Consider the following 19,413-nt stretch of genomic DNA (forward strand, 5'->3'; position numbering starts at 1 on the left):
ATGCAGTGGTTGTGCCAACTACGCGAAGCGCGGTTTTATTGGTTAGGCGCGGTTATAGCGTTGATTTTTTGCACCGAATCGAAGCGGGTTGCCCGTTCGTGGAGCGTTCAGGCACATAGAGTTGTGGTGATTGGGCTGACGCCTTCGCGAGCAAGCTCGCTCCCACAGGGGCTGTGGTGTTCACAAATGCCCTGTGGGAGCGAGCTTGCTCGCGAATGGCGCGGCGCGGTTCAACTGTGAGACAACAAAACCAGCAGGATTAAATTCCCCAGCAACGCCACCAACGCCATGGTCCGCCAGACCTTCAACGGCTCCCGCTCCAGTAAAGGCCGGGGCCGCACACTCAAACTTTGCCGCTCACCCTGTTCCAGCACCAGCAGCCACTCTTCAGCGGTTTCAAAGCGGTGCTGCGGATCGGCGGCGGCGCCGCGTTCCAGACTTTGCGCCAGCCATTCCGGCAGGTCCGGGCGGTAGCGACTGGCATTCACCGGTACGCCAAATCGGGGCCGCTGGAACGCTTCGATTTCGCCATAGGGAAAATGCCCGGTGAGCAGCAAATACAGGGTGACGCCCACCGAATACAAATCCTGCTGCGCACTCGGTGGTTCGCCGCGAAACGCTTCCGGGGCGATGAAACTAGGCGTTCCCGGCAGGGTCGACGGCGCGTCCTCTGACAGTCCCGGGCAGTAAGCCAGACCGAAATCCAGCAGGCGCAGCTCGCCGTCATCACCCAGCAGCAGGTTTTCCGGTTTGATGTCGCGATGCAGAATCTGCCGCCGATGCAACAGCCCGACCGCGCGCAACAGGCGCTCGGCGATGTCCTGCCACTGCGCCAATGGCAACGGGCCGCTGTGTTGAAACACGTCGGCCAGCGTCGTCCCGGCGTATTCGCGCATGACGTAGTACAAATGCTGACGCTGAGTGCAGGCATGGATTTGCGGAAAATGCCGGCCGGCCACGCGCTTGAGGAACCATTCTTCCGACAGCAGCGCCTGCCCGGCTTGCGGATCGTCGGCCAGCCGCGCTGGCAAGGTCTTCAACAACCAAGGCTGACCCTGACTATCGAGCACGCGATATATCAATGATTGCTGGCTCTGGCCGATGATGCCTTGCACCTGCCAGCCTTCAAACGCTTGCCCGGGTTTCAGCGTTGGCGGCAGTGGCCATTGCTGCAATTGCACCAGCGCATCGCCGATGCTCGCTTCGCCCAGCGCATCGACGCGCACCAGCAGGGCACTGGCGTTGTCCCGACTGCCGGCCAGATGCGCGGCGTTGACCAAGGTTTGCGCGGCGCTGTGCAGGTCCGCTTGATCGCGCAGAATCGCCGCGATTGCGGTATCGCCCAAGGTCGACCAGACGCCGTCGCTGAGCAGCACGAAGCTTTCGCCCTCACGCAGTTCGCCGTCGAGGAAATCCAGGACCAGATGCTGATCGAGCCCGAGCGCACGTTTGAGCACGTGCTGCATGCCCGGTTGCTCCCAGACGTGATCCTCGCTGATGCGCTGCAAGCGCTCGGCGTGCCAGCGATAAACCCGGCAATCGCCGACGTGGGCGAGGGTGAAGCGTCGACCGCGCATCACCAGCGCGCTGACCGTGGTCAGCAGCGGTTGCCCACCACCGTTGGCCTGCAGCCAGCGATTTTGCGCGAGCAGCAGGCGATCCAGCGCCTGGGCCACGCTCCAGGTTTCCGACGTCGCGTAGTAGTCCAGCGCCAGCGCCTGCAAGGTCGAACGCGCGGCGAGGCCGCCATCGGCGCACTGGCTGACGCCGTCGGCGATGGCGAACAGATAACCCTTGCTCACCGCCAGTGCCGGCGCCGGTGTCACCGAACGCAGGGCGTCCTGATTCTCCGCGCGAGGGCCGGTGGCGCTGGCTTCGGCGAAGCTCAGTTGCAGAGCCATTGAGGCCTCAGACCCGCGCCGCTGTCACTGCCGCCGAACCCCAGGTGGTTCTCCAGCGACGCTTGACGCCGTGCAGGCCAAACCATGCCAGCACACCGAGGCTGGCGAACAACCACAGCGCCAGTTGATAACTGCCGGTGCTTTGCTTGATCGCGCCCATGCCGGCCGCGAGGGCGAAGCCGCCGATACCGCCGGCCATGCCGATCAGCCCGGTCATCACGCCGATCTCCAGACGAAAACGCTGCGGCACCAGTTGGAAAACCGCACCGTTGCCGGCGCCCAAGCCGAGCATGGTGCAGACGAAAAGCGCCAGCGCCGCGTAGGAACTTGGCAGATTGAAGCCCACGGCGGCGATGCAGATGGCGGCGACGGTGTACATCGCCAGCAAAGTGCGGATGCCGCCGAAGCGATCGGCCAGCGCGCCACCCAACGGCCGCATCAGGCTGCCGCCGAACACGCAGGCAGCGGTGTAGTAGCCAGCGGTCACCGGGCTCAGACCGTATTGATCGTTGAAGTAACCGGGCAGGGCGCTGGCCAGGCCGATGAAGCCGCCGAAGGTGACGCTGTAGAAAAACATGAACCACCAGCTGTCGCGATCACCGAGGGCCTTGAAGTAGTCGGCCATGGCTTTCGGTTTCGGCCGCTGCGGGGCGTTTTTGCCAACAGGGCGAACAGCACTAAGGTCAGAACCAGCGGGATCAGGGCGAAACCGAAGACATTGCTCCAGCCGAACGCGGCGGCAATCACTGGCGCCAGCAGCGCGGCGAACACGGTGCCGGAGTTGCCCGCACCGGCGATGCCCATGGCTTTGCCCTGATGCTCTGGCGGGTACCACTGCGAGGCCAGCGGCAGGGCCACGGCGAACGACGCGCCGGCCATGCCGAGGAACAGGCCGAGGATCAGCGCCTGTTCATAACTGTGGATACCCAGTTTCCAGGCGCCGAACAGCGCGCAGATGACGATGACCTGGCCGATCAGCCCGGCGGTCTTTGGCGACAAGCGATCAGCGAGCATGCCCATGGCGAAGCGCAACACCGCGCCGGCGAGAATCGGCGTGGCGACGACCAGGCCGCGTTGCTGGGTGGTCAGGTGCAGGTCGGCGGCAATCTGCACCGCCAGCGGGCCGAGCAGGTACCAGACCATGAAGCTCAGGTCGAAATACAGGAAGGCCGCGAACAGGGTCGGGGTATGGCCGGATTTCCAGAAGCTTGAATTCATCGCGCACCTCGGCTGAAAAGAGTCTCGAAAGGAGTCATGCACAGCAGGTGGAGCGCCTCACGGCCGCACCACCGGCCCCGCTCTGTGGGGCCAAAACGCAAAAACGCCGCTACCTGATTCGCCGAGGGGCGAACGGGGTGAGCGACGTCTTTGTCGTAGGTGGGGCAACCGCCGTTGGTTACCTGTACGGTTTACTTAGCGAGATTTGTGCCAACAGTTCGTGACCGAGGTGCGGCCATTCGCGAGCAGGCTCGCTCCCACATTGGAATGTATGCCACTGTGGTAGCGAGCCTGCTCGCGAAGAGGCCCGCTCCGACAACACAAAATCTCAGCCCAGCAACTCACTCATGGCAATGATCTGCTCCGCCACCTGAATCAGCTTCTGCTGGCGGCTCATGGCCTGGCGGCGCATCAGGGTGTAGGCCTCTTCTTCGTTGCAGTCCTTCATCTTCATCAGCAAACCCTTGGCCAGTTCGATGCGCTTGCGCTCGGCCAGTTGCTGGTCACGGGCCTGCAATTGCGCGCGCAAAGCCTGGTCACTCTCGAAGCGCGCCATCGCCACATCGAGAATCGGCTGCAGCCGCTGTGCGTGAATGCCTTCGACGATGTAGGCACTGACCCCGGACTTGATCGCCTGACGCATCACCCCCGGGTCATGTTCGTCGGTGAACATCACGATCGGCCGTGGCTGGTCGCGGCTGACCAGCACTACTTGCTCCATGACATCGCGGCTGGGTGACTCGGTATCGATCAGGATCACGTCCGGGCGCACCGTTTCGACGCGCGCCGGCAGGTCGATGGTCAGGCCGGACTCGTCGATTACCTCGAAGCCGGCCTCGGTCAGCGCCGCTTTCAGGCGTCCGACTTTTTCGCGGTGTCGTTGATCAGCAGAATGCGCAACATGTTCGCGGTCTCCTGTCAGCGCTGGGCGAGAAGCGGGGCGGCGTCGCTCAGGGCATGCAGCTTGAAACTGCGCGCATAGCCCGCCGGATCGCTGCCGTCCCAGACCTTGCCGTCGAGCAATTGGCTGCTGCGCAGGTCTGCGCAGGAAGACGCTACGCCAACAGCGCTCGCTGCCTCGCGATACAAATCCAGGCGCTGAACCTGGCGGGCGACGGCCAGATAATCCGGATCCTCGCGCAACAGACCCCAGCGACGGAACTGGGTCACGAACCACATGCCGTCGGAAAGGTAGGGCAGATTGACCTCGCCATCGCCATGAAAACGCAGCGCATGCGGATCCTGCCAGCGATTGCCGAGGCCGTCGGCGTAGTCGCCCATAAAGCGCGCTTCGATGCACGCGGCGGGGGTGTCGAGGTATTCCGCAGCGCTGAGCAATTGTGCGGTGCTGCGGCGGTTTTCCGGGCTTTCTTCGATGAATCGGCTGGCCTCGAGAATGGCCATGACCAGTGCGCGTGCGGTGTTGGGATACTGCTCGACGAATTCACGGGTGCAGCCGAGGACTTTTTCCGGGTGGTCGGGCCAGATGCTCTGGCTGGTCGCCAGGGTGAAGCCGAGGTCCTGCTGCACGGCGCTGGCCGCCCACGGTTCGCCGACGCAAAAGCCGTCGATGCGCCCGGCTTGCAGGTGCGCAACCATTTGTGGTGGCGGCACCACCACGCTGTCGACGTCCTGCAACGGATGAATCCCTGGCTCGCCAGCCAGTAATACAGCCACATCGCGTGTGTGCCGGTGGGGAAGGTCTGGGCGAAGGTCAGTTTTGCGCGGCTTTGGTGCACATGCCGATCGAGCGCTTCAGGACTGTTCACGCCAGCCTGTTGCAAACCATGGGACAGGTTCAGGCTCTGGCCATTCTGGTTCAGGCCCATCAGCACCGCCATGTCGGTGGGGGCGACGCCGCCGATGCCCAGGTGCACCGCATAAATCAGCCCGTACAGGCTGTGCGCGGCATCCAGTTCGCCGCTGACCAGTTTGTCGCGCAGGTTGGCCCAAGATGCCTGACGCTTGAGGTTCAGAGTCAGGCCGTAGGGCTGGGCGAAGCCCTGAGTGGCGGCGACCACCACCGAGGCGCAGTCGCTCAGCGCCATGAAGCCGAGATTGATCGCGCTTTTTCCGGCGCATCGCTGCCGTTGACCCAGGCCAGAGGCCCCAAGGACGTTTCGTTCATACGCTACCTCAAAAAACGCCGTCCCGGATTCTGCGCAGGCAAAACCGGGGACGACGCCATTGTCCTGGCCTGCGCGCCGTCATTGGTCGGCAGACTGATGAGCAGGGCGGTGCAAGGCATATGCCAGTCGCCTGATTCGCGCAGGCGCCTCGCGCCGGGCGACGATGCCCGGCTATAATCGCCGCCTCTTTTCGCCGCCCGAGTCATTGCCGCCCATGTACACCCTGGCCCGTCAGCTGTTGTTCAAACTTTCCCCGGAAACCTCCCACGATCTGTCGCTGGATCTGATCGGCGCGGGTGGACGTTTGGGCCTCAACGGCTTGTTGTGCAAGGCGCCTGCAAAGATGCCGGTGACCGTCATGGGGCTTGAATTCCCGAACCCGGTGGGTTTGGCGGCAGGTCTGGACAAGAACGGCGCGGCCATCGACGGCTTTGCGCAACTGGGTTTCGGTTTTGTCGAAATCGGCACCGTGACCCCGCGTCCGCAGCCGGGTAACCCGAAGCCACGGATCTTCCGCCTGCCGGAAGCCGAGGCGATCATCAACCGCATGGGTTTCAACAACCTTGGCGTGGATAATTTGCTGGCGCGGGTCGCTGCGGCAAAATACAAGGGCGTGCTGGGCATCAACATCGGCAAGAATTTCGACACCCCGGTCGAGCGTGCGGTCGACGATTACCTGATCTGCCTGGACAAGGTTTACGCCCACGCCAGCTACGTCACCGTCAACGTCAGCTCGCCAAACACCCCGGGCCTGCGCAGCCTGCAGTTCGGTGATTCGCTCAAGCAATTGCTCGCGGACCTGGCCACGCGCCGCGCCGAACTGGCGCTGCGCCACGGCAAGCATGTGCCGCTGGCAATCAAGATCGCCCCGGACATGACCGACGAAGAAACCGTGCAGGTGGCGCAGGCGTTGATCGAAACCGGCATGGACGCGGTCATCGCCACCAACACCACCCTGAGCCGTGTCGGCGTCGAAGGCATGGAGCATGGCGACGAGGCGGGCGGTCTGTCCGGCGCGCCGGTGCGTGAGAAGAGCACCAACACGGTGAAAGTGCTGGCGGGCGAGTTGGCCGGGCGTTTGCCGATCATCGCTGCGGGCGGGATTACCGAAGGCAAACATGCAGCGGAGAAGATCACTGCCGGCGCGAGCCTGGTGCAGATCTATTCGGGCTTCATCTACAAAGGCCCGGCGCTGATTCGTGAATCGGTGGATGCGATCGCCGCGTTGCGCTGAGGATTGCGGAGGCCTTGTGGGAGCCTTTGTGGCGAGGGGATTTATCCCGCTGGGCTGCCCAGCAGCCCCAAACCTTGCACATTGATATGCCAGTTAAATTGAAATTCCGACTTCGCGACTGCTGCGCAGCCGAGCGGGGATAAATCCCTCGCCACGTGGATCCCGATTAACCTTTTTGCAGGCAATAAAAGGGCTCCTCGAAGGAGCCCCTGGGCCGTAGCCCGCCGTCCGGGAAGGACGTGCGTGGTTAATTCAATGCAGATTCAGATTGTCGTGTCGGAATAAATGCCCTGTGTCAGCCGACGGCGTGAAGTTCGTTGAGTCTGTGGATTCCCGCAGTGCCGGTCATACCGTCCCAGTTGTCGCCGCGTCCTTCTCGCCAGCCGTTGATCCAGGCTTGGCGTACCGACGGTAGAGTAAATGGGCAAAGCTCACGGGATTTGCCACCAACGCCATATTGATATCCGCGCAAAAATGCTCTTTCCAACGGATCACGCTTAAGTCTTCTCATAGGGTGTTTCCCTCACTTGTTGACTGTAGTGTCGCGTTGACCTCAATTGAGGTCTGGCAGAAAAAACCTGCCATTGTGCGGCTCGCTGCCGGCGTGGCGAGCCAAGGTGTTGACGCCGTTGCGACGTCAACCTGCGCTCAGTTCTAACCAATGAGTCACACCGAGGGAATGATCGTTTTGTCATAAGCACGTAACGTAAAGGATGCTATGGCGATAAGTAACTGCGTATTTATTCAACGTGCATTGCGCAAACCCCGGTATGATCGGCGCCCCGCTGATCCAGCGGGTCAATCCTTAGTGAGAATGACCCACGTTTGCGCTTGGGTACTATTCGACGAAGGGTCGCTTTCAGTCTTTTTGTTGCACCAACTTTTTTATCTGTCCCGGCATCTAAGCTCTTTTAACCCGAGCAGCGGGGATGGAACGGCACACCTTCGTGCCACGCGGGCGCTCTTTCAGAAAAGCGCCTGATTGAAAACCGGGTCGGCAATGCGTTGCCGGCCCACTAGCCAAAGGCTCTGGAATTACCATGTCCGATCGTTTCGAACTCTTCCTCACTTGCCCCAAAGGCCTTGAAGGCCTGCTCATCGGGGAAGCCGTCGGGCTTGGCCTTGAAGAAGCGCGCGAGCACACCTCTGCCGTGCGTGGCATGGCAACCATGGAAACCGCCTATCGCCTGTGCCTCTGGTCGCGTCTGGCGAACCGCGTGTTGCTGGTGCTCAAGCGTTTCCCGATGAAGGACGCCGAAGACCTCTACCACGGCGTGCTCGACATTGACTGGCAGGATCACATGCTCAGCGACGGCACCCTGGCCGTCGAATTCAGCGGCCACGGCTCGGGTATCGACAACACCCACTTCGGCGCCTTGAAAGTCAAAGATGCCATCGTCGACAAACTGCGCACGCCGCAGGGCGACCGCCCATCCATCGACAAGCTCAATCCGGACCTGCGCATTCACCTGCGTCTGGATCGCGGCGAAGCGATTCTGTCCCTCGACCTGTCCGGCCACAGCCTGCACCAGCGCGGCTACCGCTTGCAGCAGGGCGCGGCGCCGCTGAAGGAAAACCTCGCGGCCGCCATCCTGATCCGTTCCGGCTGGCCGCGCATTGCTGCCGAAGGCGGCGCGCTGGCTGACCCGATGTGCGGTGTCGGTACGTTCTTGGTTGAGGCGGCAATGATCGCCGCCGACATGGCGCCGAACCTGCGTCGCGAGCAGTGGGGCTTTACCGCGTGGCTCGGTCACGTGCCAGCGCTGTGGAAAAACTTCACGAAGAAGCCGTCGAGCGTGCCGCTGCCGGTCTGGCCAAGCCACCGCTGTGGATTCGCGGTTACGAAGCCGACCCACGATTGATTCAGCCGGGCCGCAACAACGTCGAACGCGCAGGCTTGAGCGAGTGGATCAAGATCTACCAGGGCGAAGTCGCGACCTTCGAGCCGCGCCCGGATCAGAACCAGAAAGGCCTGGTCATCTGCAACCCGCCGTACGGCGAGCGTCTCGGTGACGAAGCGAGCCTGCTGTATCTCTATCAGAATCTTGGCGAGCGTCTGCGTCAGGCCTGCCTGAACTGGGAAGCGGCGGTGTTCACCGGCGCCCCGGATCTGGGCAAGCGCATGGGCATTCGCAGCCATAAGCAGTATTCGTTCTGGAACGGCGCGCTGCCGTGCAAGCTGCTGCTGATCAAGGTGCTGCCGGATCAGTTCGTCACAGGCGAACGCCGCACTCCGGAACAGCGTCAGGCCGAGCGCGAGCAAGCGGCTTACGATCAAACCCCGGACGAGCCGCAAGAGCGCAAGTTCAACAAGAACGGTAACCCGATCAAGCCGACGCCAGCCCCGGCGCCAGTGATCGACCAGCCGCGCCTGAGCGAAGGCGGGCAGATGTTTGCCAATCGCTTGCAGAAAAATCTCAAGGCAATGGGCAAGTGGGTCAAGCGCGAAGGCATCGATTGCTACCGCGTTTACGATGCCGACATGCCGGAATACGCGATGGCCATCGACCTGTACCACGACTGGGTGCACGTTCAGGAATACGCCGCGCCGAAATCCATCGACCCGGAAAAGGCTTCGGCGCGTATGTTCGATGCGCTGGCGGCCATTCCGCAGGCGTTGAATGTCGACAAGAACCGCGTGGTGGTGAAACGCCGCGAGCGCCAGAGTGGCACCAAACAGTACGAGCGTCAGGCTGCGCAGGGCAAGTTCGTCGAGGTCAATGAAGGTGGCGTGAAGCTGCTGGTCAACCTTACCGATTACCTCGACACCGGCCTGTTCCTCGATCACCGGCCGATGCGCATGCGTATCCAGAAAGAGGCGGCCGGCAAACGCTTTCTCAATCTGTTCTGCTACACCGCGACTGCCAGCGTGCACGCGGCCAAGGGCGGCGCGCGCAGCACCACCAGCGTCGACCTGTCGAAAACCTATCTGGACTGGGCGCGGCGCAACCTGTCGCTGAATGGCTTCTCGGACAAGAACCGTCTGGAGCAGGGCGACGTCATGGCGTGGCTGGAAAGCAGCCGCGACGAATACGACCTGATCTTCATCGACCCGCCGACGTTCTCCAACTCCAAGCGCATGGAAGGCATCTTCGACGTGCAGCGCGATCAGGTGCAGTTGATTGACCTGGCCATGGCGCGTCTGGCACCGGGTGGCGTGCTGTATTTCTCCAACAACTTCCGCAAGTTCCAGTTGGAGGAAAATCTCGCCGAGCGTTATGCGGTCGAGGAAATCAGCGCGCAGACCATTGATCCGGATTTTGCCCGCAATACCAGGATCCACCGTGCCTGGAAAATCACGGCTCGTTGACGCTTTCGCCGGTTGGATCCACAGAGCGTTGATTTTTAACGGCTCGGTGGATCCAGCGGTGCTAGCTAAATTAGTGGCTAATAGCTATAACTCACTCACCGCCAATGGGGTTTTTCCCGGGAATCTGGCGGAGTGAGTCGTGCTTATGCCGTTGCACCCCGTGCGCCCGAAAATCCTCGGTTTCATCAGCGAAGACGTCTCAGCCTGGCTGGTCGCGCTGTTGGTATTGCTTGCCGGCGGGATTCTCACCGGGCTGCTCGCATGGGGCACCTTCAATCAGTTTCAGCAACAATCGCGTCAGCGTTTCCAACTGCTGGCCAACGAACGCTACAGCCGCATCGCCGAACGTTTTCAGGACCAGGAGCAACGTCTCGATAGTCTGCGGCGGTTCTTCGCCAACTCCGAATCGGTGTCCCGCGCCGAATTCGACGGTTACTCCCGCCCCTTGTTGCTGCGCACCCAAGCCTACACCTACGCCCCGAGAGTCGCTGGCGCCGATCGGGCCGCGTTCGAACAGCGCGTGCGTGATGAAGGCCTGAGCGATTTCACCATTCGTGAACTGGACGCCAAAGGTGAATTGCAACTGGCGCCGCCGCACGACGCATACGTGCCAGTGCTCTATACCCAGACCCAAAGTCGACTGGCGCCCCCGCTGGGCTACGACTTGCTCGCCCAACCCTTGCGCCGCGAAACACTGCAGCGCGCCGACCACCTCGGCAGCATGGTCGTGTCAAAACCGATGCATCTGGTAGGCATCGAGTCGTCCTACGCGCGCGGGGTTTTGCTGCTGGCACCGGTCATTCGCCCGGGCGAGTCGCAGCCGCTCGGTTACGTGATGGCGGTGATCAGCATGCGCCAGTTGCTCGCCGACGGTCTGCCCGATGCCCTGCACGATTATCTGTCGGTGCGGATTCTCGACTTGTCGACCCAGGGTCAGCACGAGGCGTTGTTCGAGTCGACCAACGAGGCGGTGCCCGGCGATCTGGCGGCGACGCGTTTGCTGCGCATGGCCGATCACGATTATCAGGTCGATATCTTGCCAAGTTACGCGTTCATGCAGGCCAACCATTCTTCGGTGGGCAGCGTGATCATTCTCGGCGGCTTGCTCAGCGCGCTGCTCAGTGCCTTGCTTTACGTGCTGGTCAGTCAGCGCCAGCGCGCGGTGCGGCTGGTCGAGGTGCGCACCCAGGAACTGCACGAGCGTGAGCAGGAACTGCGCGGCACCCACGGCCAGTTGCGCGGTGTATTGAATGCCGCCACCCAGGTCGCGATCATCGCCACCGACCTGCGCGGAGTGATCAATACCTTCAACCCCGGGGCTGAGCAAATGCTCGGCTACAGCAGCGCCGAAGTGGTCGGGCGCATGACCCTGGAAAACCTGCATTTACCTCGCGAGCTGGCGGCGCGTTCCGCCGAGTTGAGCGCGCGCTATGGCAAAAGTATTCCGACCTGCCACGCGATGCTGGTCGAGGGCGGCGAAGTCGGCGGCCATGAAGCACGCGAGTGGACGCTGGTGCGCAGCGACGGCAGTCATTTGCCGGTGAACATGCTCGCTACGCCGGTGCTCGACGAACAAGGCCTGTGGGTCGGGCATCTGGCGATCTGCATCGACATCACCGAACGCAAGCGCGTTCACGAAGTACTGGCGGCGCGGGACATTCTGCTAAAGAAGCTCAGCGCCCATGTTCCGGGCGGCATCTATCAGTTCAAAATGGAATTCGACGGGCGTTTCAGCGTGATCTATGCCAGCGACGGCATCCGCGAGATCTACGAGCTGGAGCCGGACGCGCTGCTGTTCGACGCCGAAGCGATCTTCAGCCGCATCCACCCACAGGATGCCATTCGCGTGCGCTCATCGATCCGTGAATCGGCGGAAAATCTCAGCCCGTGGCGCGAGGAGTACCGCGTGCAACTGCCCGAGCGCGGCTTGCGCTGGGTGCGCGGCGAAGCGACGCCGGAGGAACTGCCCGGTGGCGGGGTACTGTGGCACGGCTACATCTCGGACATTTCCGACCTCAAGCGCGTGGAAGAAGAATTGCGCGCGTTGTCGATCACTGATTCGCTGACCGGCATTCACAACCGTCGCTATTTCCAGGAACGCCTGACCACGGAAATGGCCCGGGTCGAGCAGGGCGGCGGCGAGTTGTCGGTCATCATGCTCGACATCGACCACTTCAAACGCATCAACGACCATTACGGCCACGCCGTCGGCGACCGTGTGCTGCAAGCAGTCTGCGAGCGAATTGGCCATCGTCTGCGTCGCACCGATGTGTTCTGCCGTTTGGGCGGCGAAGAGTTCATGGTGCTGTGCCCGGACATCGACGGCGAGCACGCGTACATGCTGGCGATGGAGTTGTGGGAAGGCCTGCGCAGCGCGCCGGTGGATGTGGTTGGCGTGGTCACCGCCAGTTTCGGCATCGCCAGTTGGCGGCCGGGGAGGGCGCGGATGCGTTGTTGCTGCGCGCTGACTCAGGGGTTTACGCAGCGAAGCAGAATGGCCGGGATCGGGTTGAGCGGGAGATGAGCTGAGCCGCTGATGCTCGATACACCACAAACCTGTGGGAGCTGGCTTGCCAGCGATAGGGTCATTCCAGTCAGCATATTCGGTGACTGACAGTCCGCTATCGCTGGCAAGCCAGCTCCCACAGGGTTTTGTGATGTGGCTTGGATTGCGTTAGAGCACCGAAGCGGTCTGCGGCAGTTTCGGCTGTTTGTACAGATCCAGCAGCACCTGATCGAGTACCGACGAGGCGCCGAACGGGGCCTTGTCGTTGAGGATCGCCACCACCGCCCAGGTATTGCCGTTCACGTCACGGCTGAAACCGGCGATCGCGCGCACGGTGTTCAGCGTGCCGGTCTTGACGTGGGCTTCACCGCGCATCGCTGTAGTTTTCAGGCGTTTGCGCATGGTCCCGTCGGTACCGGCAATCGGCAGCGAGCTGATGTACTCGGCGGCGTACGGGCTGTGCCAGGCGGCCTGCAGCATGTTGGCCATCTCACGCGCGCTGACCCGCTCGGCCCGCGACAGACCGGAGCCGTTTTCCATCACCAGATGCGGCGCGGTGATGCCTTTCTTCGCCAGCCACTGCCGCACCACGCGTTGCGCGGCCCGGGCGTCGTCACCGTCGGCATCGTTGCGGAAACGCTGGCCAAGGCTGAGGAACAGCTGCTGGGCCATGGTGTTGTTACTGTATTTGTTGATGTCGCGGATGATCTCGGCCAGATCCGGCGAGTACGCGCGGGCGAGCAGTTTGGCGCTGCTCGGCGTTGGCGCCAGACGGTCCTTGCCCTGAATGCTGCCACCCAGTTCCTTCCAGATCGCCCGCACGGCGCCGGCGGTGTAGGTCGCGTGGTCGAGCAGCGACAGGTAAGTCTGCGAGCTGCAGCCTTCGCCCAACTGGCCGCCAACGGTCACGGTCACGCTGCCATCGGCCTGCGGCACCGGGTTGTAGCGCACGCCGCCGGTGCATTGCTTGGACGGCAGGGCCTTGACGGTGTTTTCGATACGAATGCTGGCAATCGGCGGCTCCACCGAAATCAACACGCGGCCACCGTCATTGCGCGCGACGAAGCGCAGGGCCTTGAGGTTGACCAGCAGCGAATCGGGCTTGACCAGGAACGGCTTGTTGTCGTCGTTGCCGTCATCGTTGAATTCCGGCAATTGCGGCTGCACGAAGAAGTTGCGGTCGAGGATCAGGTCGCCGGTGATCTGCGTCACGCCGTTGGCGCGCAGGTCGCGCATCAACAGCCAGAGTTTCTCCATGTTCAGCTTCGGGTCACCGCCACCCTTGAGGTAGAGGTTGCCGTTGAGAATGCCGCCGCTCAGGTCGCCGTCGGTGTAGAACTCGGTTTTCCACTGATGGTTGGGGCCAAGCATTTCCAGCGCCGCGTAAGTGGTGACCAGTTTCATCGTCGAGGCCGGGTTGACCGAGACGTCGGCGTTGAACACGGTCGGCGTGCCCGGACCGTCGAGCGGCACCATCACCAGCGACAGCGCAGTGGGCTGCAACTTGCTGGCCTTAAGGGCTTTTTCGACGTTCGGGGTGAGGGAAGTGTTGATGGTGGCAGCGGAGACAGGCAGGGCCAGAGGCAGAAGAAGGCCGGCGAGAAACAGTGGACGCAACGATTTGATCATATGCAATAAAACCCTGCAAAAGAGGGGAAAAAGACGAGGACATGGATGAAAAGGCCCTCAGTGGTCATGAAAGTGTCGGCATTATGCCCCAAGCTGTAACTGCTTGTGCCGTGTCAGGCCCGGCCAATCGCTTATTTTTTTACAGGCGGTCGGCCGCAGCGGCCAGAGAGTCGGGCAATCGCTGGCTTAAACTGGTAAAGTGCCGGCCGTTATTACTTAAGAGGATTGTTCCAATGGCGACTAACCGTTCCCAGCGTCTGCGCAAAAAACTGTGCGTTGATGAATTTCAAGAGCTGGGTTTCGAACTGAACCTGGACTTCAAAGAAGACTTGTCCGAAGAAGCCATTGACGCTTTCCTCGAAGCATTCATCAAAGAAGCCATGGAAGCCAACGGTCTGGGTTATGTTGGCGGCGACGACTTCGGTCTGGTGTGCCTGCAGAAGCGTGGCTCGGTCAACGAAGAGCAGCGCGCTGCCGTTGAAGCCTGGCTGAAAAACCGCTCCGAGCTGACCAAGTACGAAGTCAGCCCGCTGCTGGACGTGTGGTATCCGGAAAAGCCGATCAACGCGGCCAAGTGATACTGAAAAAACGGCGACCTTCGGGTCGCCGTTTTTTCGTGGATCAAAAGATCGCAGCCTCGTTTTACTCGTCAGCTCCTACAGGGGAACGCGATCTCCTGTGGGAGCTGCCGAAGGCTGCGATCTTTGCTTTTAGTCTTTACGCCAATTCAGAATCACCAGCGTCACCACCCCCGCCACAATCCCCCAGAACGCCGAACCAATGGAAAACAGCGTCAACCCCGACGCCGTGACCATAAAGGTGATCAACGCCGCTTCCCGTTCCTTCACCTCGCTCATGGCAATGCTCAAGCCATTGATGATCGAGCCGAACAACGCCAGCGCAGCAATCGACAGCACCAGTTCTTTCGGCAACGCCGCAAACAATGCCGCCAACGTCGCGCCGAACACCCCGGCAATCCCGTAGAACACCCCGCACCACACCGCGGCGGTGTAGCGCTTGTTGCGATCTTCGTGGGCATGCGGGCCGGTGCAGATCGCTGCGCTGATGGCCGCGAGGTTGATGCCGTGGGAGCCGAACGGCGCCAGCAACAGCGAGGCGATGCCGGTGGTAGTGATCAGCGGCGAGGCCGGGACGTTATAGCCATCGGCACGCAGCACGGCGATGCCGGGCATGTTCTGCGAGGTCATCGCCACCACGAACAGCGGAATGCCAATGCTGATGGTCGCCGCCAGGGAAAAATGTGGCGTAGTCCAGACCGGCGTGGCCACTTCCAGATGAAAGGCGCTGAAATCCAGCAGCCCCATCAAGCCCGACAGTGCAGTGCCGATCAGCAGCGCCGCGAGCACGGCATAGCGTGGCGACAGGCGCTTGACCACCAGATAGGTGAAGAACATCCCCAGCACCAGCCCGGTACGGTGTTGCGCGGCGACGAAGATTTCGCTGCCGATCTTGAACAGAATCCCTGCCAGCAAGGCCGCCGCCAAAGAGGCCGGGATCTTTTTACCAGCCGTTCGAAGCTGCCGGTCAGGCCGCAGATCGTCACCAGCACCGCGCACGTGATGTAGGCGCCGATCGCCTCGCCGTAACTGACGCCGCCCAGGCTGGTGATCAGCAACGCCGCGCCGGGGGTCGACCAGGCGATGGTGATCGGTGTGCGATAGCGCAGCGACAGACCGATCGAACATACGGCCATGCCAATCGAAATCGCCCAGATCCACGAAGAAATCTGCCCGCTGCTCAGGCCGGCCGCTTGCCCGGCCTGGAACATCAGCACCAGCGAACTGGTGTAGCCGGTCATCATCGCGATGAAACCGGCAACGATGGCGGAAGGCGAAGTGTCTGCGAGCGGGCGCAGGCGGGCGTGGGTGGCGTCGGTCATGACGGCGGTGTTCCTTATACCAATGGAGATGTCCCTTTGACGCAATCCCTGTAGGAGTGAGCCTGCTCGCGATGGCGGTGTGTCAGTCGAATTATTGCTGAATGACACACCGCCATCGCGAGCAGGCTCACTCCTACGGGGATTGTGCGTAGAAGGCGGATTCTGCGATCAAGCCTAAACTCAAACCTGACAAACCGTTGCAATACAGCCGCAGGCGCAAACAGCCGTACAGTCGTGTTGCCACCATTCATTGTGTACAATCGCGCTGTTTTTTACGCGATACTTGCCAGCGACCTACTGTGCCGTATTACAGTCACGGTCTATTCGCCGCAGCTTTCCCGACTCGAGTGCCCATGAACGAACAGTTGCAACCCCTCAAGAAACAACCGCGAGCAGGCAAAGCCGGCCGCAGTGGAACCCAGGACGATATTGTCTACGCGCATATCTTCGAGGCCATCCTCGAACAGCGTCTGGCGCCCGGCACCAAATTGAGCGAAGAAGCGCTGGGGAAATCTTCGGGTCAGCCGCACCATCATTCGCCGCGCGCTGTCGCGTCTGGCCCATGAAGGCGTGGTGCTGTTGCGGCCGAACCGTGGCGCCGTCGTCGCCAGCCCGAGTGTTGAGGAAGCGCGTCAGGTGTTTCTCGCCCGGCGTCTGGTCGAGCGGGCGATCACTGAATTGGCGGTGCAACATGCCACTGCCGAGCAGATCGCCGAGCTGCGGCAGATGGTCAACGATGAGCGCGACAGTTTCTCGCGCGGCGATCGCGGCGCCGGTATTCGGCTGTCGGGCGAATTCCACCTGAAGCTGGCGGAGGCGGCGATGAACGCGCCGTTGATCAGCTTCCAGCGCAGCCTGGTGTCGCAGACTTCATTGATCATCGCCCAGTACGAAAGCGGCAACCGCTCGCATTGCTCGTACGATGAACACACGCAGTTGATCGACGCGATCGAGAAACGCGACGGTGAGCTGGCGGTGAACCTGATGATGCATCACATGGATCACATCGACAGCAAGCTCAACCTCGACGAGGAAGGCGCGTCGGATGATCTGCATGCGGTGTTCTCGCATTTGTTGCAGACCAAGAAGCCGGGGCGTCCAGCGACCAAGCTCTGAACTCATTGATGCAAAAAAATCCCCGCAGCTGGAAAGGTGCGGGGATTTTTTGCCTGACTGATCGTTCCCACGCTCTGCGTGGGAATGCAGCCCGTGACGCTCCGCGTCACTGGACGCGGAGCGTCCCTTGAGGCATTCCCACGCAGAGCGTGGGAACGATCAGCACGAAGAGGCTTATCGCTGATGCACCAGCGCCCCCGCAGCGTAAGTCTGCTGCACCGTCCGGTCATCACCCAAGGTCATCAACACAAACAACGTCTCGGCAATGTTATTGGACTGCTTCAAGCGATAACTCAGGAGCGGCGTGGCGTTGTAATCCAGTACCAGGAAGTCTGCATCACTGCCAGGTTGCAGGTTGCCGATCCTGTCTTCCAGGCGCAGCGCCCGCGCGCCACCCAGCGTTGCCAGGTACAGCGACTTGAACGGGCTCAGGCGCGCGCCTTGCAGTTGCATCACTTTGTACGCTTCGTTCAGCGTCTGCAGCAGCGAGAAACTGGTGCCGCCGCCAACGTCGGTGCCGAGGCCGACGTTGAGCTTGTGTTTTTCCGCCATCGGCAGGTTGAACAGGCCGCTGCCGAGGAACAGGTTCGAGGTCGGGCAGAACGAGATCGCCGAGCCGGTTTCTGCCAGTCGCGCGCATTCTTCGTCACACAAGTGCACGCCGTGGGCAAACACCGAGCGTTCGCCGAGCAACTGGTAGTGATCGTAGACGTCGAGGTAGCCCTTGCGCTCCGGAAACAGCTCTTTGACCCACTCGATTTCCTTGAGGTTTTCGCTGATGTGGGTCTGCATGTACAGATCCGGATATTCCGTCAGCAGTTGCCCGGCGAGGGTCAGTTGTTCCGGGGTGCTGGTGGGGCGAAGCGCGGCGTCACCGCATAGTGCAAACGGCCCTTGCCGTGCCAGCGCTCGATCAGCGCCTTGCTGTCGACGTAGCTGGATTCAGCGGTATCGACCAGATAATCCGGGGCATTGCGGTCCATCATCACCTTGCCGGCGATCATGCGCAGGTCGAGCTTCTCGGCCGCCTCGAAAAACGAATTCACCGATTGCGGATGCACGCTGCCGAACACCAGCGCCGTGGTGGTGCCGTTGCGCAGCAATTCCTTGATGAAAATATCGGCCACTTCGTCGGCGTGGGCCTTGTCGCCAAACTGGCTTTCGCAGGGAAGGTGTAGGTGTTCAGCCAGTCGAGCAATTGCTCGCCATAGGAGCCGACCATCCCGGTTTGCGGCAGGTGAATGTGCGTGTCGATGAAGCCCGGAGTGATCAGCGCATCCTGATAATGGTTGATCTCGATATCCGCCGGCAGGGTCGGCAGCAGTTCGCTGGCGTGGCCGAGGGCGCTGATCTTGCCGTCATCGACCACCAGCAGGCCGTCCTCGAAATATTCGTAGGAGGCTTCGATGCCGACTTCGGCAGGGTCGGCAATGCTGTGCAGAATGGCGGCGCGGTAGGCTTTGCGAGTCAGAGGCATGAGGGTTCTCTAATCAGTTTGAGGCTTTGAGTTTGGCGGACTGGCTGCGGCGCGAGGCGGGCAGCAGTCGGGCAATCGGTTCGGCGCGGGCGCTGTGCTGGCCGAAATTGGCGTTGTAAGTGGCGATTATTTCGCCGGCGATGGAGATGGCGATTTCCACAGGCAGTTTGCCTTTGACTTCGCCGATGCCCATCGGGCAGCGCATGCGCTGCACCACGCTCGGGTCGAAACCACGATCACGCAGACGGTGTTCGAATTTGGCGCGTTTGGTTTTCGAGCCGATCAGGCCGAACCAGGTGAAATCGTTGCGCTTGAGAATCGCGGCGGTCAGTTCCAGATCAAGCTGATGGTTGTGGGTCATGACGATGCAGTAGCTGCCGGCGGGCAGGTCATCGACTTCATCCACCGGTTCTTCGCTGACGATTTTACGCACGCCGTGGGGACGTGTTCAGGGAACTCCGCCTCGCGCGAATCGATCCAGCGCACCCGGCAGGGAAGGCTGGCCAGCAGCGGGACGAGGGCGCGACCGACGTGGCCGGCACCGAACACGGCAATCTGCGCCTGGACCTGGCCCATCGGTTCGAACAGCAACACCGTGGCACCGCCGCAGCACTGGCCGAGGCTGGCGCCGAGGCTGAAGCGCTCCAGATGGGTGTCCTGCTTGCCGCTGGCGAGCATGTCGCGGGCGATCTGCATGGCTTTGAACTCCAGATGCCCGCCACCGATGGTGTCGAACAGGCGGTCGGCGCTGACGACCATTTTCGAGCCGGCGTTGCGTGGCGTCGAGCCGAGTTCTTCGATGATCGTCACCAGCACACAGGGCTCGCCCTGGTTCTGCAGGTCGGCGAGGGCGTCGATCCAGTTGTACATATGTCACCCCTACAACATCGTTGTCTGTTCGGGCCTATTCGCTGGCAAGCCAGCTCCCACAGGATTTGTGTTGAATCCAAATTCTGTGAGCACCACAAAACCCTGTGGGAGCTGGCTTGCCAG

At 61.6% G+C, this 19,413-nt stretch carries 5 protein-coding genes and 9 pseudogenes; 5 read left to right on the forward strand and 9 right to left on the reverse strand.

The features are described 5' to 3' along the window. Positions 1-230 precede the first annotated feature (230 nt). The 4 genes and pseudogenes from LJU32_13475 to LJU32_13490 all read right to left on the reverse strand — a co-directional run bounded on the left by LJU32_13475 (position 231) and on the right by LJU32_13490 (position 5,247). Complete coding sequence (locus LJU32_13475; GenBank protein WKV90993.1) at positions 231-1,901, reverse strand: bifunctional protein-serine/threonine kinase/phosphatase; 1,671 nt, start codon at positions 1,899-1,901, stop codon at positions 231-233. Between the two features lie 7 nt (positions 1,902-1,908). Further along, positions 1,909-3,119, reverse strand: a pseudogene (locus LJU32_13480) (NarK/NasA family nitrate transporter). Between the two features lie 328 nt (positions 3,120-3,447). Further along, positions 3,448-4,022: pseudogene (locus LJU32_13485) on the reverse strand (ANTAR domain-containing protein). A gap of 15 nt (positions 4,023-4,037) precedes the next feature. Next, a pseudogene (locus tag LJU32_13490) lies at positions 4,038-5,247 on the reverse strand (ABC transporter substrate-binding protein). A 215-nt stretch (positions 5,248-5,462) separates the two neighbouring features. On the opposite strand from LJU32_13490, the gene LJU32_13495 reads away from it, so the two are divergent. Further along, positions 5,463-6,482 carry a quinone-dependent dihydroorotate dehydrogenase gene (locus LJU32_13495; protein WKV90994.1) on the forward strand — a complete coding sequence of 340 codons (1,020 nt, stop codon included), beginning with the start codon at positions 5,463-5,465 and terminating at the stop codon, positions 6,480-6,482. Between the two features lie 295 nt (positions 6,483-6,777). Here LJU32_13495 and LJU32_13500 read toward each other — a convergent pair whose 3' ends face one another. Continuing rightward, a complete protein-coding gene (locus LJU32_13500) occupies positions 6,778-6,993 on the reverse strand; it encodes a ribosome modulation factor (protein ID WKV90995.1) in 216 nt (71 codons plus the stop codon). A gap of 529 nt (positions 6,994-7,522) precedes the next feature. Here LJU32_13500 and rlmKL point away from each other — a divergent pair. Both rlmKL and LJU32_13510 read left to right on the forward strand, forming a co-directional pair. Further along, positions 7,523-9,792: pseudogene (gene rlmKL, locus LJU32_13505) on the forward strand (bifunctional 23S rRNA (guanine(2069)-N(7))-methyltransferase RlmK/23S rRNA (guanine(2445)-N(2))-methyltransferase RlmL). A gap of 145 nt (positions 9,793-9,937) precedes the next feature. Beyond that, positions 9,938-12,321: pseudogene (locus tag LJU32_13510) on the forward strand (diguanylate cyclase). 145 nt (positions 12,322-12,466) lie between these two features. Here the strand turns inward: LJU32_13510 and dacB are convergent. Next, positions 12,467-13,927: a D-alanyl-D-alanine carboxypeptidase/D-alanyl-D-alanine-endopeptidase gene (gene dacB / locus LJU32_13515; protein WKV90996.1), complete on the reverse strand. Its 1,461-nt coding sequence runs from the start codon at positions 13,925-13,927 to the stop codon at positions 12,467-12,469. A gap of 233 nt (positions 13,928-14,160) precedes the next feature. Between dacB and LJU32_13520 the strand changes: the two genes are divergently transcribed. Continuing rightward, positions 14,161-14,505: a YggL family protein gene (locus LJU32_13520; protein WKV90997.1), complete on the forward strand. Its 345-nt coding sequence runs from the start codon at positions 14,161-14,163 to the stop codon at positions 14,503-14,505. Positions 14,506-14,637: 132 nt separating this feature from the next. Here the strand turns inward: LJU32_13520 and LJU32_13525 are convergent. Continuing rightward, positions 14,638-15,827, reverse strand: a pseudogene (locus LJU32_13525) (benzoate/H(+) symporter BenE family transporter). 353 nt (positions 15,828-16,180) lie between these two features. Between LJU32_13525 and LJU32_13530 the strand changes: the two are divergent. Further along, positions 16,181-16,943, forward strand: a pseudogene (locus LJU32_13530) (GntR family transcriptional regulator). A 174-nt stretch (positions 16,944-17,117) separates the two neighbouring features. Here the strand turns inward: LJU32_13530 and guaD are convergent. Both guaD and xdhC read right to left on the reverse strand, forming a co-directional pair. After that, positions 17,118-18,420 (reverse strand): annotated as a pseudogene (gene guaD, locus LJU32_13535) (guanine deaminase). 13 nt (positions 18,421-18,433) lie between these two features. Beyond that, positions 18,434-19,290: pseudogene (gene xdhC, locus LJU32_13540) on the reverse strand (xanthine dehydrogenase accessory protein XdhC). Positions 19,291-19,413 lie beyond the last annotated feature (123 nt).

The sequence above is a fragment of the Pseudomonas sp. B21_DOA genome, from assembly GCA_030544685.1.
GTDB lineage: Bacteria > Pseudomonadota > Gammaproteobacteria > Pseudomonadales > Pseudomonadaceae > Aquipseudomonas > Aquipseudomonas fluorescens_AO.